Below are 20,649 nucleotides of genomic sequence, written 5' to 3'. Positions count from 1 at the left end.
GAATCATCGCTCTTCATGACATGGAGGACGCCATGAAACGCTACATCATCCTCGCCGCCGCGCTGCTGGCGACCTCGGCCGCCCAGGCGCAGGTGTACAAGTGCGTGGAAGGCGGCAAGACCGTTATCACGGATCGCCCGTGCTATGCGGACTCGGCGCCGACTGCCGTCAAGCCGGCCGCCGGCGGATTCAACCCGGAGGAGGCTGCGGCCGCGGACCGGCGTACGGCCGATCTCATCGAAAGGCAGACGATCCGGGACGCAGCGAAGGCCCGCGCCCAGGAGCAGCTGGATGCCCGCCCGGCGCGCGCGTCCGAGCCGGACGAATGCGACCGGCTGCGGGCGGAGCATGCGGAAGCCGCCCGGCTGGCGGGCGAGTACCGCCACCCCGACAACATCGCCCGTGCGCAGGAAAAGGCCAAGAAGGCCGCGCAGGACAGCTTCTTCCGTTGCCCGCCAGGCAAGCGGGTGTCGGCGTTCGATTGATCCACATAGAGGGGAGTCACCATGAAGATCATTGCGGGTTTCATTCTGGCGCTGGTGCTGATCGGCGGCGGGTACGGCTTCTATACCAGCTCCAAGGAAAAGGCCGCCATCGAGCAGATCGACCGGTTGACGGCCCGCTGGGCGGATGCCGCGCAACTGGCCGCCAGTACCAGCCGCATCAGCCTGTCCGGCCCCGTCAAGGATATGCAGCAGATCGTCCGCGAACTGGAGGCTGTCGAGCCCTGGACCTGCACCAAGGGGGTCAAGACCGCCCTGCTGGCCGGTATGAGGGCGGAGATCGACGTTTACATGACCTTCATGCGCCTGGGTGACAGCGAGCCGGTTCTAGAGCCGATACGGCACGCGCGGGATGATCAGCGTCTCGCCGCGGAGCGGCTGGCCGGGTGCCGATGAGCACCCGGTTCAGTATTGACGCCAGTGTCAAAACGGGCGCAAAGTACGCCCGCTGCCGCATCAACGGCAGCGCGGGCGTCGCGGCCCGGATTCTGAGGCGCACTGGCGCCGCTGTCCTTTGGATGCGGCTTTTTTGTGCGCACGCGCTCGCGCAGCCTCCATGGCGGCCGGGTGTGGGGAGGGCTTCGGCCCTGCCGGCCCTCAGACCGGTCCGCGAACCCCGCATTCCGGTCGCCACCCCGTTTCGCGGCGGGGTGGCGGTTGAATCTGCCATCTGAGGACTGTCGCCATGAGCCACACCATCCCCGCCGAATTCCACGGCATTCCGCTGTCCGTCATCGACCACGCCGGCCGCCGCTGGCTGACCTCCGAGCAGGTCGGCCGCGCGCTCGGTTACGCCGAGGCCAACGCCGCTCAGGGTATCCGCAACCTGTACATCCGCCATGCGGATGAGTTCACCGATAGCGACACCTGCCAACTCAAACTGAGTTGGCAGGGTCAGATGCGCGAAATGCGCGTCTTCTCCGACACCGGCTGCGTCCTGCTCGGCATGTTCGCCAACACCCCGCGCGCCAAGGATTTCCGCATCTGGGCCAAGACGGTGCTGGCCGGCCAGGCGCCCGCGCCTGCGCCCACCCCGGTCAGCCTCCCCGGCGGCGGCCGGCTGCTGGTCACGCGCCGGGTGGAGCGCCTGGCGCTGGAGCTGTTCGTGGCCGGGCAGTCGCTGGCCGACATCGGCCGTGCCCTGGGTATCAGCCGGGCCACGGTCAGCCTGGTGGTGCACGCCAAGTACCAGTTCAGCCCCGCCGCGGGCGAACCGGAATGCCCGCCCGCGCTCATCGCCGCCGTGGCCGCGCGGCACCTCGCCGTCGAGCAGGAACGGCTGGCGGACTACCACCAGCGCCTCAGCAACCGCCTGCGCCACACCGCCTGCAACCGCCCGCTGGCCGAGGCGCTCGACCACGTCGGCCGCCAGCTGCAGCAGCCCCCGGCCCGCGCCATGCTGTCCACCCCGGCCAAGGAGGTGTGAGATGGGCAACCTGGCCTACGATCTGCAAGTGCAGGCGGCGCACACCGCCCGCATCGCCGGCCGCATCCGTTCGCTGGCTGTGGCCGCGGACGTGATCAAGACAGGCAGCGGCCTGTGCGACGAGGCGTTGACGGAAACCATCGTGCTCGACATCCTGGCGGTCATCGGTGAGCTGGCCGGCGGAATCGAACGCAACGTGGAGGATTGAGCCATGGCCATTACCGACGCTCGCCTCGCCTGGCTGGATCTGGAACGCGGCATCTCCGGCGCCCGCGCCGTGTCCGGCCTGCTGATGGAGGTTCTGCCCGGCCCCGGCTGCACCATGGAAGACGCCAACCGCGCCTCCGACCTGCTCGCCGCCGTGGAGGTCTGCCTGGATGCGGCCAAGGAGGCCGTGGAGCGCATTCCCATGCCAGAATAGGCGGCACCCGCCCCGCACCACAGCCCCGCCCGCGCGCGGGGCTTTTCATTGCGGGTGCGGTTCCGCACCCTGATCGGTTTCGTTCGGCCCGGCACCATGCCGGCATGGAGACGACGACCCCCACGCTTGCCGCTTGCACGTCTGCGCTGCCCCCCGGGGGGGCGGCGGCCGGGCTTGGGGCGGCCCTGCGCCCGTCCGGCGTCGCCCCCCATTGCGCCACCTGCGCCCATTTCACCCGCCCGGCCGATGACCGCTTGATGGCGGTGTCGGCCTTCGGTCGCTGCGCGAAGATGGAGGCCGGGCGCTACGTGTCGCCCGAGCCGCGCTTCGGCTGCCGGTTCGATCTGCCGCAATGGGTGCGCCGTGCGTAAGGCCGCCATCGGGCTCACTGCCTCCGCGGCCCTGGTGGCCATGCTGGCCGGCTACGAGGGCTATCGGGGCGAGGCGTACCGGGACGCCGTGGGCGTGCCCACGGTGGGCTTCGGCGCCACGGCCGGGGTGCGCCCGGGAGAGCGTACCGACCCGGTGCGCGCCGTGCAGCGCCTGGCGGCGGACGCCGAGGCGCACGCCCGCGAGGCCGCCCGCTGCATCGGCGAGGTGCCCCTGTACCAGCACGAATTCGACGCTTACGCCAGCCTCGCCTACAACATCGGCGGCCCGGCCTTTTGCGGCTCCACCCTGGTGAAGAAGCTGCGCGCAGCCCCCCCGGACTACGCGGGCGCCTGCGCGGAAATCCTGCGCTGGATCTACGCGGGAGGCCGCCGCCTGGGCGGCCTGGCCAGGCGCCGGGCGCAGGAATACCGCCTGTGCATGGAGGGGGCGCCGCGATGACCCGCGACTGGCTGATCGCGCTCGTGATGGTGCTGGCCCCCGCGGCGGTCGGGTGCTATGCGGGCTACAAGCTGGGCGGCGCCGGAGTGCAGCAGGTGCGCGCCGAACACGCCCGCGAGCTGGTGGCGCTGGCGGACGCCAACAGCGTGGCGCTGCACCAGGCGCTGGCCCGCGCAAACCGCCTCGCCCTCGATCTGTCCGCCGCCCGGCGCATCGCCGACCAACTCACCCAGGAGCGCCTGAATGCCACGTCTACCGTTACCGATGGCCGTGCTTGCCTGCGCGAGCCTGCTCTGCGCCTGCTCGACAGCGCCCCGGGTCTCCGTGTGGAGCTGCCCCCCGCTGGCGGTGGAGCCGATGCCGGACACGTTGCCACCGATACCCACATCTACCGCTGGGCACTCGCCGCCGGTGCCCGGTACGCCGAATGCGCCCGCCGGCTCAACGCCCTGATCCAGGCGCCCACCGAGACGCCCCCATGATCATCGAAATCAACTACCTCACCGTGGCGCTCCTGGCCGCCGTAGTCTCCGCCGTGGGTGGCGTGCTGTGGGCCATGGGCCGCAGCCTGCTGCAGCAATACGGCGACATGCTGCGCGACCAGCTCGCCGCCCACCGCACCGACGTGCAGCGCGGGCAGCAGAGCGTGCTGGAGCGGCTGGAAGCCATCGACCGCGAGCTGGAAGACCACGCCGCGCGCATCACGCGGCTGGACGTGCTGGTGGAGAAGGCGCCCACCCATGCAGACCTGGACAAGCTCTATAGCCGGGTGAATACCACGGCCGAGGACGTGGCCGAGATCAAGGGCACGCTCAAGGTCATCGGCGAAAGCCTGCGGGCGCTGATGAACCGCGTGGCGGAAAGGGGGCTGCCGTGAGCACCTTCGCTCAACGGGAAGCCGAGCGCATCCGCCGCCACGGCATCCTCTCCCTGCTGTTCTTCAGCGCCGGCCAGTCCATGACCGCCCGCCGCCTGCGCGACGAGCTGGAGGCGGTGCACGGCCAGGTGGCCACCGTGGATCGCGTCCGTGCCGACATCCTGTGGCTGGCCGACGTGGGCCTGGTGCTGGGCACCGGGGACGCCGCCACGCTCACCGAGCGCGGGCGCGACGTGGTGCTGGACCGGGCGGCGATGCCGGGGGAGCCCGGCCATGGCCCACTCTGACGACACCCGCCGCGCCGTGCGCGCGGCCTACGTCTTCGACCAGCTCGGGCTGGAGATCGCGGCCGTGAAGCATGACGTGCCCGTGGCCACCGCCCGGCGCTGGAAGGCCGAGGCGCGCCGCGCCGGCGACGACTGGGACAAGGCCCGATCCGCGCAGATGATCGCCGGCGGCGGCATCGAGGACGTGGTGCGCCAGACGCTGGCGGTGATGGTGCAGCAGACGCAGGCCGCGGCCGAGGCCATCCAGGGGGCCGAGAACATGGAGCCGCTCGCCAAGGTGCAGGCGATCGCCAGCCTGGCCGACAGCCACACCAAGATGGCCGCCGTGCTCAAGCGCCTGATGCCGGAGACCGACCGCCTGGCCGTGGCGCTGGACGTGATCCGCCGCCTACTGGAATTCACCAAGGCGCGCTACCCCGGTAACGCGGCGGGGCTGGCCGAGATGCTGGAGGCGTTCGGTGAGGAAGTGGTGAAGGCGTATGGATAGGGATAGCGGGCGCCTGAGTGCAGTCCGCAGCGAAATCTTCGCGGCCCTGAACGACCTGGTTGAATGCGCCGAGGGCACCGTGTGGTTGACCGACGGCGAAACCCTCTTCGAGCGACTGGCCTATCTCTACGAGGTGGCGGACGGCGATCGCGCCGTCTTGGCCGCGCGCTGGCCGGAGTACTTCTGATGGCCACCAAGCCCACCACCGAACGCGACTTCCGCGATGACCTCGCCGACCTGGTCGCCGACCTGCGCCGGGAGATCACCGCCCACCAGGTCGGCCTCGATCCGTCGCCGGCCGCGCGTGTGGCGCGGCGCCGGCGCGTGCTGGTCGACGGAGACTTCGAGTTCTTCGCCCACACCTACTTCCCGCATCACATCCGCCCGCCGGCATCGAGCTTTCACCGGCACTTCTTCACGCGCTTCCCCCAACTGCTGGACGCCCCGGGCGGCTGTAAGGAATGGTGGATCGCGCCGCGGGGCGAGGCGAAATCCTCCCTCACCACCAAGGTCGGCCCGTGCTGGGTGGCCGTGCGCGCGCTGCTGCAGAAGGCCGAGGTGCGCAAGGATGTCGGCTGGGCCGACGTTGTGCCGCTGCCCTACTTCGTCGATTACGTGGTGCTGCTCGGCGCCGAGACCAAGCTGCCGACCAAGCTGCTCGAAGTCGTCAAGACCGAACTGACGGTCAATGCCGCCCTGGCGCTGGACTTCCCCGAGGCCTGCGGCCGCGGCCCGCAGTGGAAGGTGGGCGAGTTCGTCAGCCGCGCCGGCGTGAAGTTCGAGGCCTTCGGCGCCGAGCAGGCGATCCGCGGCACCTTCCACGGTGCGAGCCGCCCCAAGCTGCTGCTGGGCGATGACCTGATCACCGACAAAGAGGCCAAGAGCCCGACCGAGCGCGACAACCGCTGGGACTGGCTGGAGAAGGCCATCGACTACCTCGGCCCGCCGGATGGCTCGGTGAAGTTCGTGGGCGTGGGCACCATCCTCAACAAGGATGACCCGATCAGCCGCGCCAAGCGCACCGTAGGCCACCTGGTGCATCACTTCCGCGCCATCGAGCATTTCCCGACGCATCCGGATCTGTGGGACGAGTGCGCCCAGATCATGCTCAACGACGACAAGGCCGTGATGGAAGAGTTTGCCGAGCGCGGCCAGCTCGCCCCGGACACCGAGCTGCCGTCCTGGCGCTTCTACCTGGCGCACCGCGCCGAGATGGACGAAGGCGCCGTCATCAGCTGGCCGGGTGTGCGCTCGCTCTACTGGCTGATGCGCCAGCGCGTCAAGAACAGGCGGGCGTTCGACACCGAGCTGCAGGGCGATCCGCGCAGCGACGAGGACAAGGTGTTCGCCGGCTACAAGTTCTGGATCGTGCGCGGGCAGTGGATCATGTTCGGCGCCTGCGACCCCTCGGTGGGCAAGGGCCAGTCGTCCGACCCCTCGGCGATCCTGATCGGCGGCTATGACAAAGCCCGCGCGAAACTCAACGTGATCGAGGCCGCCATCAAGCGGCGCGTGCCCAGCAAGCTGGAGGCCGACCTGATCAGCGTGCAGCGCGAGTTCAACTGCACGCTGGTCGGCTTCGAGAACAACGCCGCCTTCGAGGCCCAACGGCAGAACATCGTGCGCGAATCGGTCCGCCTCGGATGCCCGGTGCCGCTGGTGGGCGTTACCGCCGTCGGCGACCAGGAAAGCCGCATCGATGCCCTGGAGCCCTTCATCACCGACGCCATGGAGCCGCGCATCCTGTTCTCGCCCGGCCTGGTGGCGCTGCTGGCCGAGCTGGACACCTGGCCCGAGGCCCAGCCCGGGCACCACTACGACGGACTGTCGGCGCTGGCCATCCTGTGGATGGTCGCGACCACCCGCGCCGTGGGCACGGACGGCTTCCAGTCCCTCGGCCGCCACGGCCGCCCGCGGGGCGACGGCTTCAACGCGCCGCCAGCCGATGACTTCGGCGGGTACGAGTCGCGGAGGATGTTCTGATGGACGATCTGCGCTTCGTCGAGACCTGGTGGCGTTTCCGCAGCAATCAGCCGCAGGGCTGGCGCCAGCGCATCGGCCAATGGCTGGCCGATCTGGCCGGCCGCATCGACGGGCGCACCTACCTCGCCGTGGAAGTGGCCTCCCGTCCGGCGCTCAGCCGGTTGGAGTACGCCCAATGCATCCGCGCCGGATTGCAGCACGCCAGCAGGATGGTGGGCGAAGCCGCCCAGAGCGAGGCCCTGGCCGGCGCCATGCGCAACCTGGCGCCTCAACTGTACGACGAGCCGACCCCATGAAGATCCTCGACCAATACGGCACCCCCATCGACACCGGCATGCTGCGCGAGCCGCAGACCGCCCGCATCGCCGCCCTGCAGCACGAGCTCATCGAATCGCAACTGGACGGCCTCACCCCGGCCGAGGCCGCGCGCATCCTGCGCGATGCCGACCAGGGCGACATCGTGGCGCAGCACCGGCTCTTCGACGACATGTACGACCGGGATTCGCACCTGCGCTGCGAGTTCGACAAGCGCGCCGGCGCCCTGCTCACCCTGGACTGGCGCATCGAGCCGCCCAGTAACGCGACCGCCGCGGAAAAGCGCACGGCGGACCTGGTGGAAGACCTGCTGCGCAATGCCGTGGATGACCTGGAGGATCTGCTGCTGGCCATGATGGAGGGCGTGGGCCACGGCTTCGCGCCCATCGAAATAGAATGGCAGCGCTGGGGGCGGGAGTGGCTGCCCACCTTCCATCCGCGCCCGCAGACCTGGTTCCGCACGGACATGGCGCGCCGCGAGCTGCGGCTGAACAACGGTTCGGCCGACGGCGAGCGGCTCATTCCCATGGGCTGGGTCATGCACCAGCCGAGGAAGCCCAAGACCGGCTATCTCGGCCGCATGGGGCTGTACCGCGTGCTGGTGTGGCCCTTCATCTACAAGGCGTACAGCATCGGGGACTTCGCGGAATTCCTGGAAACCTACGGCCTGCCCATCATCCTGGGTGAGTTCATGGCCACGGCCACGCCGGAGGAAAAGGCCAGTCTGATGCGGGCGGTGGCCAGCCTGGGCCATGACGCCCGCGCCATCATGCCCGAGGGCATGAGGATCGAGATCCAGAAGGTGACCGGCGGCGGGGAGAGCACGCCGCACCTGGCCATGGTGGCCTGGGCCGAGGGCGCCCAGAGCAAGGGCATCCTCGGTCAGGTGCTCTCGGCCGAGGCCAAGGCCACCGGCATGGGTAGCGGCGTGGCCGACCTGCAGCGGGACGTACGCGCGGACATCCGCACGGCGGATGCGCGCTCGGGCGCCAACACGCTCTCCCGCGACCTGGTTTATCCCATGGCGGTGTTGAACGGTGGTGGCGTGGAGAGCTTTCGCCGCGCGCCGCGGTGGGTGTTCGATCTGCGCGAGGATGCCGCCGAGCTCAACACGTTTTCGATGGGGTTGCAGCGCCTGGTCGGCCTGGGTGTCGAGGTGCCGGAGCCGTGGGTGCGCGACCGCGTGCGCATCCCGGCCGCAAAGTCCGACGAGAAACTGCTCACCCCGCCGGTGTCCGCCGCGGGGGTCGAGGCCGCGTTGCGCGCGGGGGCGTCGCCCCGCCCGGCTGCCCGCGCCTGGCGCCAGCGTGCTGCCACGCTGGCTGCCCTGGCGCTGCCGGCCAGCGCCGACACCGACCCCGCCGACCAGCTCGCGCCGCGCCTGGCGGCCGAGGCGCAGCCCGCGGTGGATGACTGGCTGGCGGACATCGAGCGACTGCTCGCGGACAATCCGGACCTCACTCTCGCGCAGATCCAGCAGCGCCTGCTGGAGATGTTCGGCGACCTGCCCACCGAGCATCTGGTGGAGATCATGGCCGAGGGGTACGCGCTGGCGACGCTGGTGGGGATGGATGACGTGATGCCGAACGCCTGAATTAAGCCGCGCCGCGAAGCGGCGTCGGCTTGAATGAATTGTTAGGCAGCAATCCACAACGGAGACGGACATGAAGAAGCGATACAAGTTGGACAGCGGGATGGACACCAGCATCACGCTGGAAATCGACACCGGCAAAATCCCCGAAGATTTGGCGCGGGAAATCAACGCGTTTTGGATCGAGGGCGATTACATCCTTGATCTGTCGGACGGGGATGCGTTCCAGGCCGTGGCGCGCCGCGCGGCTGGCCCATTGCTGGGCTACTTGCTGGACGGCTACCACGAGCGTGGCGCAGTTGAGACGTTGGCCGGGGATGAAGGCTGGCCGGATGCAGCGAACGGCGGCATCACGATCATCGATCACGAAATCCCTCTGCTGGGGTCAGGCGACTTTGAAGTGACCGAAATTGCGGCCTAACGCAGAGCTAACCGGCGGCGCTTCGCGCCGTCCGGGTTGAGCGCCGGGTTCGGCGTAGAGATTGAAACGGAGAGCAAGATGGACACATTGATTCATGATGCAACGACCGCCGCAGAACGGCATCGAGAAATGGCGAATCGCTGTGATGAACTCGCATACATCCTCGATTCCGGCGACTGGGCGGATGACATCCGGAGTCAGATGTTTGAGGCAGCGGGCCTGCTGAACTCCTACGCTTATTCCTTGCGAAGGCTGGCCAGGGAAACAGCATGATCGCAAGGCCAGGATGCTATTTCCTGCGCGAGATTGCGCGGGGGAGGCCATACACACTCGGCGGGGAGTCTGACGGCCAATCGTTGCTCTGCACATGGCACGACACCGGAGAGCGGACATGGATACCTCTATCGTGGCTGGATTGACGCCGAACACCTGATAGCCGACAACTGACGCATAACATGCCCGCATCCGCTGCTCTCGCCAACGTCCTGCACCGCCCCTTCGCCGAGCAGGCGGAGTTCTTCCGCCGCAAGACCAACCTGCCCACGCAAGCGTGGGACGACATCCGGCAGGCCGCGCACGACCGCGCCTTCGTCGTGGCCGGCGCCGCCAAGGCCGACCTGCTGGATGACCTGCGTCAGGCGGTGGACAAGGCCATCGCCCAGGGCACCACACTGGCCGAGTTCCGCCGCGACTTCCGGGAGATCGTCGCGCGCCGCGGCTGGACCGGCTGGACCGGCGAAGGCACGGCGGGCGGCGAGGCCTGGCGCACGCGCACGATCTACGAGACCAACCTGCGCACCAGCTACGCGGCGGGGCGCCACCGCCAGCTCACGGACCCGGACCTGCTCACGGTGCGCCCGTACTGGCGCTACGTGCACAGCGACCTGGTGGCCCGCCCGCGCCCGCAGCACCAGCGCTGGGGCGATAGCCGGCTCACGCTGCGGCACGACCACCCTTTCTGGCAGACCCACTACCCGCCCAACGGCTGGGGCTGCCGCTGCCGCGTGGTGGCCGTGCGCGAGCCGGCCGCGGGCGACGCCACCGAGCCGCCGGACGGCTGGGACGCGCCGCTGGAATCCACCGGCGCGCCGGCGGGCATCGACCGGGGGTGGGCCTATGCGCCGGGGGCGAATACCGCTACCCCCCTGGTGGATCTGGTCGGGCAGAAGCTGTTCAATCTGGATGCCTCCATCGGCGCCGAAATGTGGCAGGTGCTGGAGCCGGCCATTCGTGCCGAGCAGCGCCTGGCGTTGACCGACTTGGTGGACCGCGTCTCCGCCACGATGCGGGCCGGCAGCGAAGCCGCCCTGGTGGGCGCCGTAGCGCCCGCCACCGTCACTGCGCTGGCCGGGCTGGGCCATGCACTGGAATCCGCAGACATCTGGTTGCGCGACACCGAGCTGCTGCACGCCCTGCGGGACGTCAAGGCCGCGCGCGGCGGCGCGCTCTCCGTGCAGACCTGGCGCGACCTGTCGCGGCTGCTGGAGACTGCTACGCCCTACTGGGACAATACCGACCCGGCGCTGGTTTACGCCTTCGACGCGCAGGGCAGCACCGGGAAGGTGCTGGTGCGGATCAACTACCGCGACAAGCTGCGCAGCGGCGAGCGGCGCACGCGGTTGACTTCGAACTTCGTGAGGACGGGGGGTGTGATAGATGCGGCCGATCTGCAGGGCAGCCGCTACACACCCTTGGCCACTGGACGGCCGTAGAAGAGGCGGTGCCGGATTCGAACCGGATCATGGCGACCTGACGGCCCCCAACCATTCCCATTGGAAACAACCGCCTCGTACCACAACTATAGGCCCGGGCCATGGCAACCGACAAGATCACCATCGAATACACCGGCGCCGACGTGGTGGAGGCGCTGCGGCGCATCCACGCCGGCCTCGGCCCGGCCGGGCTGCGCCCCGCGCTGAAGGAGATCGGCGAGGATCTGGCCGAATCCACCCGCCGGCGCTTCGCCACCAGCACGGCGCCGGACGGCAGCCGCTGGGCGCCGAACAGCCAGCTCACCTATCTGGGACTGATCGGCAAGGGCGACACCCGCAAGGACGGCCGCGTCAATGCCCGCGGCGCGGGCAGGGTCAGCGCCAAGCGCCCGCTGGTGGGCTCCGGGCTGCTGGCCGAGAGCATCACCTGGCAGCTCGCCGACGGCGGCACGGCGGTGGAGATCGGCACCAACCGCATCTACGCCGGCACGCACCAGTTCGGCGCCAAGCAAGGCGAGTACGGCGCCACCCGCCGCGGCGCACCCATCCCTTGGGGCGACATCCCGGCGCGGCCCTTCCTGGGCTTGTCGGCCGAGGACGAGGCGGCGGTGCTGGGCGTTCTGCAGGGCTACCTCGGCCGGCTGGTGGATGGATAGAATGCCTCGTGGGTTTACAGCCCCGTGGGGCGGTTTTAGGGGTGCGGGGTATCCCGACATATATCCCAACCCCCGCCAGCCGCTGGTAACGCACCGGTAACGGCCTTCCCGGGCCGGTCCTTGCGCGGCCGGCCCGCTGCATCCGCCGGTTGCGGCGCTGGATATTGCGCCGCCTCTCGGGGAGCGGGTGCGATCCCGCACCCTGACTGCGCCCTGCCCACCGCCCGATCATCGGCGGTATGGCAGCCCGATCCGCCCCTCGCCCCCTCCCCCGCGTCGCCGCCCTGGCTGCCGCCGTCGCTGCGCCCGTCGCCGCTTGCGCGCTGGCGGTGCGCCGCGGCGAATCCATGCAGCGCCTGTTCCCCGCCGGCCGCTTCGACGCGCCCCGCGGCGCCATGCGCGGCGCCGGCCCCTGGTTCATGGATGCGGGGATCGCCGCGCAGGTGATAGCGCGCGCCGCTTCCCGCTCCACCCGCATCCCCATCGACTACGAGCACCAGATCCTCATGTCCGCGGAGAACGGCCAGCCTGCGCCCGCGGCCGGCTGGGTCGATCCGAAGACGCTGGTGTGGCGCGAGGACGGCGACGAGCCCGGCCTGTACGGCGAGGTGAAGTGGACCGCCCGTGCCACGGCGCTGCTCGATGCGGACGAATACGCCTACCTCTCCCCGGTATTCCCGTACGACGGGGAGACCGGCGCGGTGCTCGACCTGCTGCACGTGGCGCTGACCAATACGCCCGCCATCGACGAACCCATCCTGGCGGCGATGTCCGCCCGCTACACCACCACTCCCAAGGAGGATTCCATGGAGCTGCTCAAGAAGCTGCTCGCTGCCCTCGGCTTGCCCGAGGCGACGAGCGAGGCCGACGCGCTGGCCGGCGTGGCCGCGCTGAAGACCAAGGCCGACGGCGCGCAAGCCGAGATCGCTGCGCTCAAGGGCGCGGCGCCCGACCCGGCGAAGTTCGTGCCGATCGAGGCGGTGCAGGGCCTGCAGTCGCAACTGGCCGCCTTGGCTGGCCGCATCAATGACGACGAGGCCGGCCGGCTGATCGACGCCGCGATGGTCGACGGGCGGCTCACCGAGGATCTGCGCGAGTGGGCCGTGAGCCTGGGCAAGAGCAACGTGGCCGCGCTGAAGGAGTACATCGCCAAGGCGCAGCCCATTGCTGCGCTCAAGGGCATGCAGACCCAGGACAAGCAGCCGTCCGGCACCGGCGGGCAGGGTTCTCTGTCCGCGGCCGAACTGGGCGTGTGCAAGGCGCTCGGCCTGAGGCCCGAGGAGTACGTGAAGGGTAAGGAGGTGGCGAAATGAGCGCAGTCAATACCCCGCAGCTCGCGGGTGAGGTGTTCGCGTGGCCGGTAGTGGCCGGCGCGGTGATCGAGCAGGGCGCGCTGGTTGTGCTCTTCGGCGGCTACGCCGGGCCGGGCAGCGAGTTCGTGGGGATGATCGCCGTCGGGCGCGCCGAGGAGACCGTGGACAACAGCGCCGGCGCGAACGGCGCCGCCGTGGTCCGGGCGCGCCGCGGCATCTTCCGGTATGCGAATTCGACGGCCGACCCGGTGACCCAGATGAGGGTGGGCGAGGACGCCTACATCGTCGATGACCGCACCGTGGGTGCCACCGATGGCGGTGAGGAGCGTTCCCGCGCCGGCAAGATTTTCGCCGTCGATGCCGCTGGCGTGTGGGTCCAGGTTGGCCTGGGCCTGTAACAACCGCTCAACAGAGGAGTCCTGAGCATGATTCTCACCCCCGAAAACCTCCGCGCGCTGCAGGCCGGGTTCAACGCCGCATTTGTGCGCGGTATCGAGTCCGTGCAGCCGAGTTATCAGCAAATCGCGATGACGGTGACCAGCCAGGCTCAGGCCGAGAACTACGGCTGGATGAAAGACTTGCCCGGTATGCGCGAATGGGTGGGGCCGCGCGTGATCAACAACCTGGAGAGCGTGGGTGCCTACCTGGAAAACAAGCCGTGGGAGCACACCATCGGCGTCGATCGTTTTCACGTGGAAGACGATCGTCTAGGGATCTACACGCTCAAGTTCAGCCAGCAGGGCGAACTCGTGGCGCGCCACCCGGATGTGTTGACCTGGTCGTTGCTGCGCCAGGGCTTTACCCAGGCCGGCTTCGACGGCCAGCCCTTCTTCGACGCCGATCACGTCGGCTACGGCCAGGACGGCAACGAGACGAGCTGGAGCAATCTGCAGGCGGGTGCCGGCGCGCCGTGGTTCCTGATGGACCTCTCCCGCACCTACCTGAAGCCGCTGGTGTTCCAGGAGCGCCAGCGGCCCGAGTTCGTCTACAAGACCCGCCCGGATGACGACAACGTCTTCTTCGAAAATCAACTGATCTTCGGCGCCAGCGCCCGCTACAACGCCGGCTTCGGCTTCCACCAACTCGCGTTCGGAAGCAGGGCCGCGCTGGATGCCGATAACTACCAGGCGGGGCGCGTGGCGCTGGCCAGTCAGTACGGCCCGGATGGCACGCCCAAGGCGGTGACCGCCACTCACCTGGTGGTTGGCATGAGCAACGCTGCGGCCGCGGCGGAACTGCTGCAGGCCGAACGCAACGCCGCCGGCGCCACCAACATCTACCGCGGCACGACGCAGTTGATCGTGTCGCCGTACCTGGCGTGAGCGCCATGGCGGGCAAGGGCAAGGGCCGCACGACGGCCCCCGCGGCCGGGGGCGGTAGCCCCGGCACCAATACCAGTGCGAGCGGCAGTGGCTCGCCGGCCCCGGAGCTGTCCGGGGCCGGCGCGGACGTGGCCGCCGAGATTGCCGCCGAGGAGCAGGCCCGCGCCGCCGAGGCGCTGGCTGCGGCCGGCGCCGGGCCGGGTGTCCTGGAGGTCGACCCGGCCAGCCCTGTGGTGGCCGCCGAAGGCGAGCGCCAGGACGATGCTCGACCGGGTGAGCCGATCGTCACCCATCTGCGCGTGCGTGCCCGCCGCGACGGCTTCCGCCGCTGCGGCCGGGCCTGGCCGGCGAAGGGGGTGACGGTGGGTGTCGATCAGTTCACCGAGGACCAGGTGGCGCGGCTGCTGGCCGACCCCGATCTGATGGTGGAACCGCTCTCCGGTCTGGACTGAGCCATGGCCTACGTCACCTTCGCCGACATGATCCGCCGCTTCGGCACGACCGAGCTTGAACAGCGCGCGCCGGGCGCCGAGTTGGGTGTCATCGACGTGGAGCGCGTGCAGGGCGCCATCGGCGAGGCTGTGGCCGAGATCGACGGCTACGTGGGCACCCGCTACCCGCTGCCGCTGACCCCCGTGCCGGCGCTGCTGGGACGGCTGGCGGGCGACATCGCCCGTTACCGGCTCTATGACGATGCGTCGTCCGAAGAGGTGCGCAAGCGCTACGAGGACGCCGTGCGCCTGCTGCGCGGGATTGCGGATGGGCAGGTGAGCCTGGGCGAGCGCCCGGGTACGCCCACCACTCCGCACCTGGCGCAGGTGGTGCAGCAGCCCGGTAACGCGCTCTTCAAGCGGCGGCCGGGCGGAGGGTTGCGGTGAGCAACCCCACCTTTCTTGGCCTGGAGCCGCTGATCGTGGCGCGTCTGGAGGATACGGTGCGCGCCGCGCTGCAGGTGGCGGTGCTCAGTACCGCCGACATTGCCGGCGCCACGGAGGCTAGCCTGCCCAAGCCCAGCGTGCGGGTTGTGTACGGCGGTCATCGCTACGTGCGGGTGGGCAATGGCGGCCTGCCCATGGTGGAACAGACCTGGCTGGCAGTGCCCGCCGTGCGCAACGTGCGCAGCATGCAATCCGGCGCGCCGGGCCGGGCGGAGATCAGCCCTTTGTGCGATGCGGTGCTGGATGCGCTGGAAGGCTGGTCGCCGAAGCATGGTTACGGCCGGCTCGAAAGCGTGACGCCATCGCTGGGGCCGGCCACGTTCGAGGGCTGCACCTTTGTGCCGCTCGCATTCCTATCGCGCTTTTCGAGGAGCCAGTCATGCGCGTGAAACTGCTGCAACCCCATACCCATCGCGGGCGCGAATACCCCGTGGGCACCGAGCTCGACCTGCGCCAGGATCGCGCCGAATGGCTGATCGCCATCAAGAAGGCCCAGGCCGCTCAGCCGGCCGCCGACAAACCCGCTGGCAAGAAGGAGTAAGCCATGACCCCCAACACCCCCATCATCTGGACCGGCCAGGGGCCGGTGCAGATCGGCACCTTCGACCTCTCCCGTGGCGTGGCGGACAGCGCCTATCTGGTGGACGTCTACCGGGTGGGCTGCGGCAACTCCGCGCTTACCACAAGCGTGGCTGTGGAGAAGCGCACGATCCAGGAGACGTGCAGCGGTCAGCGCGCCACGCTGGATGAATTCCCGACCGGCAAGACCATGAACGTGTCCTTGTCCATGGTCCAGTTCTCCGGCCGCACGCTCGCCGCGGCGCTGTTCGGCGCCGCGGTGACCAAGGCGGCCGGCACGGTCACCGGCGAAGTCCTGCCCGAGCTGGCAGTTGGCGACTACGTCAATCTGCGTTACCCCAAGGCCAGCAGCATCGTCATCACGGACAGCAAGGAGGGTTCGCCAAGCACCTATGTGGAGGGCACCCACTACGAGATCGAGGACGCGGCCCACGCGCGGCTGAAACTGCTCGCTCACCCGGTCGATCACGAGGAACCGCTGGAGGTGGACTACACCTACGGCGAGAACGTGAATATCCGCGCCTTCTCGCAGTCGACTGTCGAGCGCGGCATCATCTTCAACGGCATCAACCATGCCGGCCAGCGCGGCCGCCTGATCATTCCACGCTCCAGCCTGTCGCTGGACGGGGACTTTTCTTGGATCAGCTCCGAGGAGGCTACGCTCACCCTGTCCGGCCAGGCGCTGTACGTGCCCGAACTGGAGAGCGACGACGACTATAGCGGCTTCGCCCGCGTCACGCTGTTCGACGACGCGGTGGCGCCGTGAGGAAGCGCTTCGAGATCGCCGCAGGGGAAGCGCTGCTGCTGCAGGTGCCGGAGAACTTCGACTGGAGCCTGATGGTGACGACGGGCATTGGTATGGAGTGCCGTGCGGCCGGCACAGCCGCCGCCCCTGCGTTGCTGTTCTCGGACCCGCTGCAGGGGCAGTGGCATGAGCTCTATTCGGGCTATTACAGCGATGTCTCTGCCGTCGTGGAGCCGGAATTTGTCGTTGCGGTGGTCGCGGTGTGCGTGACGGATGAAGGCGGTACGGAACGGCAGGCGGCCGTCGTGGACGCGGTCGGCGCCGGCGCGTTCGCTGAAGTGGTCCGGATTAGCGACCTGCAGACGCTGGTGCAGATTTTCGAGTTGCCGGTGTGACGCGGTTAGCGCCGGCCGTCGGCGCCTGCGCCGAACTGGGCCGGTTCGACCCTGCGATATTCCCGTCCCTGTGATGTGATTCACGTCCTGGCGGCGTGGCCTGCCGCCATCTTGTCTCTATCCTTGTATGGCAAACGATCTGCGCACCTCCCTCCGTGTTGATATCGACGTCGATGACCGCAAGCCGCTGATCGATGCGGCCGACGCGGTCGAGGCGGTTACCGACGCCGCCGCCGCCGCCGCGCCAGCGTTGTCGCCCCTGGTGGACGCCTTGCGCGAGCAGGGCGAGGCGGCCCAGGCCGCGCAGGAAGGTGTTGACCAGATCGACCTGGACGGCCTGGCCGCCGACATCGAGCGTGTCGGCATCGACCGCCTAGTCGACGAGTTCGACCGTCTGGCGGCCGAGGGTGGTGCGATGGCGCCGCGCTTTGCCGAAGCTGCCCGCGAGCTGCGGGCACTGCAGGCGGGCACGGACCTGGCTGCTGGTGCCATCGGCAAGATGCGGGGCGAGGCGCGCGGCGCCCAGGGCGACCTGACCGGGCTCGGTAGCGCGTCCGACACCCTGCAGTCCAAGCTCTCCGGCGTCGCCAAGGCCGTGGCCGGCGTGTTCGCCGTGAGCCGGCTCAAGGGCTGGGCGGGCGATGCGATCGCGACGGCCGATGCTTATGGCCAAATGGCCGTGCGGATCGAGCAGGCCACCGATGGCGCCGAAGAGTACGACCTTGTGCAGCGCCGGCTTCTGGAGACGGCTGGCGCCACGTACCGCCCACTGGCCGAGGCGCAGGAGCTCTATATCCGCACCGCGGACGCGCTGCGCGGGCTGGGCTACGCGACCGGCCAGGCGCTGGACATCACGGACTCGCTGTCCTATCTGTTCGTGACCAACGCGGCCAGCGCCGAGCGGGCCAAGAACGCGGTCGACGCGTACAGCAAGAGCATCCAGACCGGGAAGGTCGAGGTCGACTCCTGGCAGTCCATCCTCGCGGCCACGCCCACCATCGTGGATGCGATCGCGACTGCCACGGGCAAGAGCACGGAAGAGATCCGGCTGCTGGGGTCGACCGGCAAGCTCGCGGTCGAGGATCTGAACGAAGGGCTGCGCCAGACCGTCGAGGCCAACAAGGCGGTGGCGGACAGCATGCCCACCACTGTTGCCGATGCGCTGACCCGGCTGGCGACCACGTGGAGCGCCTACATCGGCGAGGCCAACCGGGCCAGCGGTGCGACGCAGCGCATCGTTGAGCTGATCGGGATGGTCGAGGACAACCTCGATAGCCTAGTCGGCTTGGCGCTGCAGGCCGGCAACGTGCTGGTAGCGGTATTCGGGGCGCGTGCCCTGGTAGCGGTCAGGGGCTATGTGGCGGCCGCGGTGACCGCCGGCAAGGCGGTCGATGCCACGGCTGCCGCGACGGCCCGCCAGGGGGCAGCGTCCGCCGCGGCAGCGCCCCAGGTGGCCGGCGCTGCGGCGGCGACTCGCGCCCATGGCCAGGCGGCAGCCACCGCTGCGGGCCAGGTGGATGCGCATGCCGCGGCCGCCACTCGCCAGGGTGCCGCGGTGGCTGGCGTGGCGCGAGGTGTTGGCGCGCTGGGCAAAGTGCTGGGTCTGCTCAAGTTCACCGGCCTGACGCTGGGCGTCTCCATGGTGATCGAGCTCGCGACCAGGCTGCTGTTCGCCAGGGATGCGGCCGACGAGACGGCCGAGGCGCTCGAGCGGATGGTTTCCGACACGGATCTCTCCGACGCAGCCGGCGTCGAGAACCTCGCGTGGAGCCTGCGCACTCTGGCCGCCCAGGCCGAGCTGACCGGCGAGCAGATCCGTGATGCTATCGGCGGCCGGATCAAGGATCTGGCCGAGGAGGATCTGGACGCCCTGCGCACGGCGCTGGCCACGTCCCTGGCTGACGGCACCGGCCCGGCCGCGGAACTGCAGGCGATGCTGGGCGCCGTCGATGCGCGCCTCGCGGAAATCGCCAGGCGGGCCGACTGGGCGCGCCCCATCGTTACCGAGGCCGCCGCGGCCCGGTTCGAGCTCTCCGAGCTGCAGCGCACGTTCGCCAAGATCGGGACGGACGCCCCGGGCGCCGCATCCTCGGTCGCCGATGCACTGCAGAAGATGCTGACCAAGGCCGACGTGGGCAGCGTGGGGGGCATCGAGGCGCTGCTGCGCGACCTGAAGGAGGTGCAGGATTCCGCCTACGCCACGGGCGAGGCCATCGATACCTCCCTGCGCGAGCGCCTGGCGCAGCTCACCTCAAAGGAACTGCAGGAATTCGGTGTGATGGCGGAGATGGCCTTCAACCGCGGCGAGACCGGCGCGGCGCAACTGCGCCGGGCGCTGGATGCGCAGCTCGCGGTATCCCTGCAGCGCCTGGGGCTGGATGCCGAACAGGTGCTGACCGGCATGAGCGCGCAGTTCACCGAATCGGCCGGCGCACTGGAAGTACTCGTTGGCCAGCTCGGCCGCCTGCGCTCCGTCGGCGCGGATACGGGCGCACTGCTGCAGCGCGCCTTCGGTAACGCACTGGGCACAGCCACCACGGCGCGGGAATTCGGGCATCTGGCGCGGCAGATCGAGGAAGCGGCCAAGAGTGGCCAGCTCGCGGGCCCGCAGCTGGAGGGTATGCTGAAGGCCGTGCGCACGCGCGCCAGCGAAGTGATCGCCGATGTGCGTGCCCTCAATGTCGAAATCGCCGAGCTGCAGCGGCGGGCTGCCGAGACCCGGGCGGGCACGTCGGGCGCCGGCGCGCGGGCGCAGGCACGCCGCGATCGCGGCCTGACCGACGAAGAGCGCGACACCACGAACCAGCGGCGCGCCCAGGACGCCCTGGACGAAGCTCGGCGTGCGGCCACGTGGGCCCAGAACGCCGCGCTCGACAACCGCGCCGAAGACGCCCAGCGCCACGCCCAGGCCGCCACGGCCATGCTTGAACGCGCCGCGGCCGCGGCCGATGCCATCGGCGACGACGAGACGGCCGCGCGCATGCTCGACCAGGTGGCCGAGGCCGAGGCCCGCGCCTTGGAGGCGCAGGCGGCAATCAAGAAGCAGCAGGCCGAAGAGCTCCAGAGGCAGGCGGACGCACAAGCGAAGGGATTGGCCGACCTCGAGGCGCGCTTGCAGAAGATCGCCGCCGGCGCAACGGTCACTATAAAGCCCGACACCACGGCTGCCGAGCAGGCCCTGGCGACCGTGCAGGCGGCCGTGGATGCGATTCCCACAGAAAAGATCGTGGTCGTGCGCACGGTGTACGAGGACGGCACGGTGGGCATCAGCGCCGGCGACCTGACCACGGCCCTGCAGCGTGAGGCGCTGCGTACCGGGAGTCGCCGGTGATCGCCGCCCGCACCCTGCTGATCGGCCCTGTGGGCATGCCGCTGCCGCTCGCGGCCGCCGGCTTCACTCAGACCTACGCCACCATCCGCGGCGGCAGCCTGCTACGCCTGGCGGACGGCTCCGGCCTGCAGCAGTCCCGCTGGCGGAAGCTCTCCACCACGGTATCAGGCAGCGGCATCCTGCCCGCGCCCCTGGCCGCCCTGGACTGGGATGCGCCGCTGATCCTGGGTTGCGTGGCCCCCCGCGGCATCTGGACCGCGGGCGCCCCGGTCGAACTGCCTGCCGCCCGCCGGGCGGACGTGGCGCCCTTCGCCCTGGCGGCCGTGGGCGCGGGCATGGTCCGCGCCAGTATCGAGGTGGCCGCCGGCGTGGCCACCATTGCCCCCGTGGCCGGCGCCACGGGCTACTGCGTCTATTACTACCCGCAACTCACAGTGGTCAGCGCCGGGCCGATGGAGCGTTTCGATGTGTTCGAGCGCGTCGCGGGGTTCGATGTCGAGTTCGAGGAGGTGTGAG

General features: G+C 69.7%; 30 protein-coding genes. All 30 read left to right on the top strand.

Annotated features, from left to right (window positions below; genetic code table 11):
* Positions 1–32 precede the first annotated feature (32 nt).
* The 30 genes from E6O51_RS11915 to E6O51_RS11780 all read left to right on the top strand — a co-directional run bounded on the left by E6O51_RS11915 (position 33) and on the right by E6O51_RS11780 (position 20,648).
* A complete protein-coding gene (locus E6O51_RS11915; RefSeq protein WP_168735253.1) occupies positions 33–485 on the top strand; it encodes a DUF4124 domain-containing protein in 453 nt (150 codons plus the stop codon).
* A gap of 21 nt (positions 486–506) precedes the next feature.
* Positions 507–899 (top strand): hypothetical protein, encoded by a 393-nt coding sequence (locus E6O51_RS11910; protein WP_136385201.1) that lies wholly within the window; start codon positions 507–509, stop codon positions 897–899.
* A 289-nt stretch (positions 900–1,188) separates the two neighbouring features.
* Complete coding sequence (locus E6O51_RS11905; RefSeq protein ID WP_136385200.1) at positions 1,189–1,929, top strand: hypothetical protein; 741 nt, start codon at positions 1,189–1,191, stop codon at positions 1,927–1,929.
* Position 1,930: 1 nt separating this feature from the next.
* Positions 1,931–2,137: a hypothetical protein gene (locus E6O51_RS11900; RefSeq protein WP_136385199.1), complete on the top strand. Its 207-nt coding sequence runs from the start codon at positions 1,931–1,933 to the stop codon at positions 2,135–2,137.
* A 3-nt stretch (positions 2,138–2,140) separates the two neighbouring features.
* Positions 2,141–2,350: a hypothetical protein gene (locus E6O51_RS11895; RefSeq protein WP_136385198.1), complete on the top strand. Its 210-nt coding sequence runs from the start codon at positions 2,141–2,143 to the stop codon at positions 2,348–2,350.
* Positions 2,351–2,454: 104 nt separating this feature from the next.
* Entirely contained in the window at positions 2,455–2,721 is a 267-nt protein-coding gene (locus E6O51_RS11890) for a hypothetical protein (RefSeq protein ID WP_136385197.1), read from the top strand.
* Positions 2,714–3,181, top strand: a complete 468-nt coding sequence (locus E6O51_RS11885; protein ID WP_211091390.1) for a glycoside hydrolase family protein — start codon at positions 2,714–2,716, stop codon at positions 3,179–3,181. The genes E6O51_RS11890 and E6O51_RS11885 overlap by 8 nt, the downstream gene beginning before the upstream one ends.
* Entirely contained in the window at positions 3,178–3,663 is a 486-nt protein-coding gene (locus tag E6O51_RS11880; protein WP_136385196.1) for a hypothetical protein, read from the top strand. The genes E6O51_RS11885 and E6O51_RS11880 overlap by 4 nt, the downstream gene beginning before the upstream one ends.
* Positions 3,660–4,058 carry a hypothetical protein gene (locus E6O51_RS11875; RefSeq protein WP_136385195.1) on the top strand — a complete coding sequence of 133 codons (399 nt, stop codon included), beginning with the start codon at positions 3,660–3,662 and terminating at the stop codon, positions 4,056–4,058. The genes E6O51_RS11880 and E6O51_RS11875 overlap by 4 nt, the downstream gene beginning before the upstream one ends.
* Positions 4,055–4,345: a hypothetical protein gene (locus tag E6O51_RS11870; RefSeq protein ID WP_136385194.1), complete on the top strand. Its 291-nt coding sequence runs from the start codon at positions 4,055–4,057 to the stop codon at positions 4,343–4,345. The genes E6O51_RS11875 and E6O51_RS11870 overlap by 4 nt, the downstream gene beginning before the upstream one ends.
* A complete protein-coding gene (locus E6O51_RS11865) occupies positions 4,332–4,832 on the top strand; it encodes a DUF1804 family protein (protein ID WP_136385193.1) in 501 nt (166 codons plus the stop codon). Before E6O51_RS11870 ends, E6O51_RS11865 begins: the two co-directional genes overlap by 14 nt.
* Positions 4,825–5,019 (top strand): hypothetical protein, encoded by a 195-nt coding sequence (locus tag E6O51_RS11860; RefSeq protein WP_136385192.1) that lies wholly within the window; start codon positions 4,825–4,827, stop codon positions 5,017–5,019. Before E6O51_RS11865 ends, E6O51_RS11860 begins: the two co-directional genes overlap by 8 nt.
* Entirely contained in the window at positions 5,019–6,815 is a 1,797-nt protein-coding gene (locus E6O51_RS11855; protein ID WP_136385191.1) for a hypothetical protein, read from the top strand. Before E6O51_RS11860 ends, E6O51_RS11855 begins: the two co-directional genes overlap by 1 nt.
* On the top strand, positions 6,815–7,111 hold the full coding sequence (locus E6O51_RS21855) for a hypothetical protein (protein ID WP_168735252.1): 297 nt from the start codon (positions 6,815–6,817) through the stop codon (positions 7,109–7,111). The genes E6O51_RS11855 and E6O51_RS21855 overlap by 1 nt, the downstream gene beginning before the upstream one ends.
* On the top strand, positions 7,108–8,724 hold the full coding sequence (locus E6O51_RS11850) for a DUF935 domain-containing protein (RefSeq protein WP_168735251.1): 1,617 nt from the start codon (positions 7,108–7,110) through the stop codon (positions 8,722–8,724). The genes E6O51_RS21855 and E6O51_RS11850 overlap by 4 nt, the downstream gene beginning before the upstream one ends.
* A gap of 70 nt (positions 8,725–8,794) precedes the next feature.
* On the top strand, positions 8,795–9,142 hold the full coding sequence (locus E6O51_RS11845; RefSeq protein ID WP_136385189.1) for a DUF2528 family protein: 348 nt from the start codon (positions 8,795–8,797) through the stop codon (positions 9,140–9,142).
* A 78-nt stretch (positions 9,143–9,220) separates the two neighbouring features.
* Entirely contained in the window at positions 9,221–9,415 is a 195-nt protein-coding gene (locus E6O51_RS11840) for a hypothetical protein (RefSeq protein WP_136385188.1), read from the top strand.
* 182 nt (positions 9,416–9,597) lie between these two features.
* Entirely contained in the window at positions 9,598–10,854 is a 1,257-nt protein-coding gene (locus tag E6O51_RS11835) for a phage head morphogenesis protein (RefSeq protein ID WP_136385187.1), read from the top strand.
* A gap of 101 nt (positions 10,855–10,955) precedes the next feature.
* Positions 10,956–11,510 carry a phage virion morphogenesis protein gene (locus tag E6O51_RS11830; RefSeq protein WP_136385186.1) on the top strand — a complete coding sequence of 185 codons (555 nt, stop codon included), beginning with the start codon at positions 10,956–10,958 and terminating at the stop codon, positions 11,508–11,510.
* A gap of 239 nt (positions 11,511–11,749) precedes the next feature.
* Positions 11,750–12,823: a phage protease gene (locus tag E6O51_RS11825; protein WP_230976773.1), complete on the top strand. Its 1,074-nt coding sequence runs from the start codon at positions 11,750–11,752 to the stop codon at positions 12,821–12,823.
* Complete coding sequence (locus tag E6O51_RS11820) at positions 12,820–13,221, top strand: hypothetical protein (protein ID WP_136385185.1); 402 nt, start codon at positions 12,820–12,822, stop codon at positions 13,219–13,221. Before E6O51_RS11825 ends, E6O51_RS11820 begins: the two co-directional genes overlap by 4 nt.
* A gap of 27 nt (positions 13,222–13,248) precedes the next feature.
* Positions 13,249–14,145, top strand: coding sequence for a Mu-like prophage major head subunit gpT family protein (locus E6O51_RS11815; protein ID WP_136385184.1), 897 nt, complete (start codon positions 13,249–13,251; stop codon positions 14,143–14,145).
* A 5-nt stretch (positions 14,146–14,150) separates the two neighbouring features.
* Positions 14,151–14,597, top strand: coding sequence for an HI1506-related protein (locus E6O51_RS11810; protein WP_136385183.1), 447 nt, complete (start codon positions 14,151–14,153; stop codon positions 14,595–14,597).
* Between the two features lie 3 nt (positions 14,598–14,600).
* Positions 14,601–15,023, top strand: coding sequence for a gp436 family protein (locus E6O51_RS11805; RefSeq protein ID WP_136385182.1), 423 nt, complete (start codon positions 14,601–14,603; stop codon positions 15,021–15,023).
* Entirely contained in the window at positions 15,020–15,472 is a 453-nt protein-coding gene (locus tag E6O51_RS11800; RefSeq protein WP_136385181.1) for a phage tail terminator protein, read from the top strand. Before E6O51_RS11805 ends, E6O51_RS11800 begins: the two co-directional genes overlap by 4 nt.
* Positions 15,463–15,624 (top strand): DUF7210 family protein, encoded by a 162-nt coding sequence (locus E6O51_RS21850; protein WP_168735250.1) that lies wholly within the window; start codon positions 15,463–15,465, stop codon positions 15,622–15,624. The genes E6O51_RS11800 and E6O51_RS21850 overlap by 10 nt, the downstream gene beginning before the upstream one ends.
* Positions 15,625–15,627: 3 nt before the next feature.
* A complete protein-coding gene (locus E6O51_RS11795) occupies positions 15,628–16,428 on the top strand; it encodes a phage tail tube protein (RefSeq protein WP_136385180.1) in 801 nt (266 codons plus the stop codon).
* Complete coding sequence (locus tag E6O51_RS11790; protein WP_136385179.1) at positions 16,425–16,802, top strand: hypothetical protein; 378 nt, start codon at positions 16,425–16,427, stop codon at positions 16,800–16,802. Before E6O51_RS11795 ends, E6O51_RS11790 begins: the two co-directional genes overlap by 4 nt.
* 127 nt (positions 16,803–16,929) lie before the next feature.
* A complete protein-coding gene (locus E6O51_RS11785) occupies positions 16,930–20,133 on the top strand; it encodes a tape measure protein (RefSeq protein WP_136385178.1) in 3,204 nt (1,067 codons plus the stop codon).
* Positions 20,130–20,648 (top strand): hypothetical protein, encoded by a 519-nt coding sequence (locus E6O51_RS11780; RefSeq protein ID WP_136385177.1) that lies wholly within the window; start codon positions 20,130–20,132, stop codon positions 20,646–20,648. Before E6O51_RS11785 ends, E6O51_RS11780 begins: the two co-directional genes overlap by 4 nt.
* The last annotated feature ends 1 nt before the right edge of the window (position 20,649 follow it).

It is taken from the genome of Pseudothauera rhizosphaerae (assembly GCF_004801305.1).
Taxonomy (GTDB): domain Bacteria; phylum Pseudomonadota; class Gammaproteobacteria; order Burkholderiales; family Rhodocyclaceae; genus Pseudothauera; species Pseudothauera rhizosphaerae.
Note: the sequence above shows the minus strand (reverse complement) of the source record. Positions and strands in the feature narration are given on the sequence as shown.

Coding starts and splice junctions, on each gene's coding strand:
- E6O51_RS11915 (WP_168735253.1), top strand. CDS start 33: ATGAAACGCTACATCATCCTCGCCGCCGCGCTGCTGGCGACCTCGGCC.
- E6O51_RS11910 (WP_136385201.1), top strand. CDS start 507: ATGAAGATCATTGCGGGTTTCATTCTGGCGCTGGTGCTGATCGGCGGC.
- E6O51_RS11905 (WP_136385200.1), top strand. CDS start 1,189: ATGAGCCACACCATCCCCGCCGAATTCCACGGCATTCCGCTGTCCGTC.
- E6O51_RS11900 (WP_136385199.1), top strand. CDS start 1,931: ATGGGCAACCTGGCCTACGATCTGCAAGTGCAGGCGGCGCACACCGCC.
- E6O51_RS11895 (WP_136385198.1), top strand. CDS start 2,141: ATGGCCATTACCGACGCTCGCCTCGCCTGGCTGGATCTGGAACGCGGC.
- E6O51_RS11890 (WP_136385197.1), top strand. CDS start 2,455: ATGGAGACGACGACCCCCACGCTTGCCGCTTGCACGTCTGCGCTGCCC.
- E6O51_RS11880 (WP_136385196.1), top strand. CDS start 3,178: ATGACCCGCGACTGGCTGATCGCGCTCGTGATGGTGCTGGCCCCCGCG.
- E6O51_RS11875 (WP_136385195.1), top strand. CDS start 3,660: ATGATCATCGAAATCAACTACCTCACCGTGGCGCTCCTGGCCGCCGTA.
- E6O51_RS11865 (WP_136385193.1), top strand. CDS start 4,332: ATGGCCCACTCTGACGACACCCGCCGCGCCGTGCGCGCGGCCTACGTC.
- E6O51_RS11860 (WP_136385192.1), top strand. CDS start 4,825: ATGGATAGGGATAGCGGGCGCCTGAGTGCAGTCCGCAGCGAAATCTTC.
- E6O51_RS11855 (WP_136385191.1), top strand. CDS start 5,019: ATGGCCACCAAGCCCACCACCGAACGCGACTTCCGCGATGACCTCGCC.
- E6O51_RS21855 (WP_168735252.1), top strand. CDS start 6,815: ATGGACGATCTGCGCTTCGTCGAGACCTGGTGGCGTTTCCGCAGCAAT.
- E6O51_RS11850 (WP_168735251.1), top strand. CDS start 7,108: ATGAAGATCCTCGACCAATACGGCACCCCCATCGACACCGGCATGCTG.
- E6O51_RS11845 (WP_136385189.1), top strand. CDS start 8,795: ATGAAGAAGCGATACAAGTTGGACAGCGGGATGGACACCAGCATCACG.
- E6O51_RS11840 (WP_136385188.1), top strand. CDS start 9,221: ATGGACACATTGATTCATGATGCAACGACCGCCGCAGAACGGCATCGA.
- E6O51_RS11835 (WP_136385187.1), top strand. CDS start 9,598: ATGCCCGCATCCGCTGCTCTCGCCAACGTCCTGCACCGCCCCTTCGCC.
- E6O51_RS11830 (WP_136385186.1), top strand. CDS start 10,956: ATGGCAACCGACAAGATCACCATCGAATACACCGGCGCCGACGTGGTG.
- E6O51_RS11825 (WP_230976773.1), top strand. CDS start 11,750: ATGGCAGCCCGATCCGCCCCTCGCCCCCTCCCCCGCGTCGCCGCCCTG.
- E6O51_RS11820 (WP_136385185.1), top strand. CDS start 12,820: ATGAGCGCAGTCAATACCCCGCAGCTCGCGGGTGAGGTGTTCGCGTGG.
- E6O51_RS11815 (WP_136385184.1), top strand. CDS start 13,249: ATGATTCTCACCCCCGAAAACCTCCGCGCGCTGCAGGCCGGGTTCAAC.
- E6O51_RS11810 (WP_136385183.1), top strand. CDS start 14,151: ATGGCGGGCAAGGGCAAGGGCCGCACGACGGCCCCCGCGGCCGGGGGC.
- E6O51_RS11805 (WP_136385182.1), top strand. CDS start 14,601: ATGGCCTACGTCACCTTCGCCGACATGATCCGCCGCTTCGGCACGACC.
- E6O51_RS21850 (WP_168735250.1), top strand. CDS start 15,463: ATGCGCGTGAAACTGCTGCAACCCCATACCCATCGCGGGCGCGAATAC.
- E6O51_RS11795 (WP_136385180.1), top strand. CDS start 15,628: ATGACCCCCAACACCCCCATCATCTGGACCGGCCAGGGGCCGGTGCAG.
- E6O51_RS11785 (WP_136385178.1), top strand. CDS start 16,930: ATGGCAAACGATCTGCGCACCTCCCTCCGTGTTGATATCGACGTCGAT.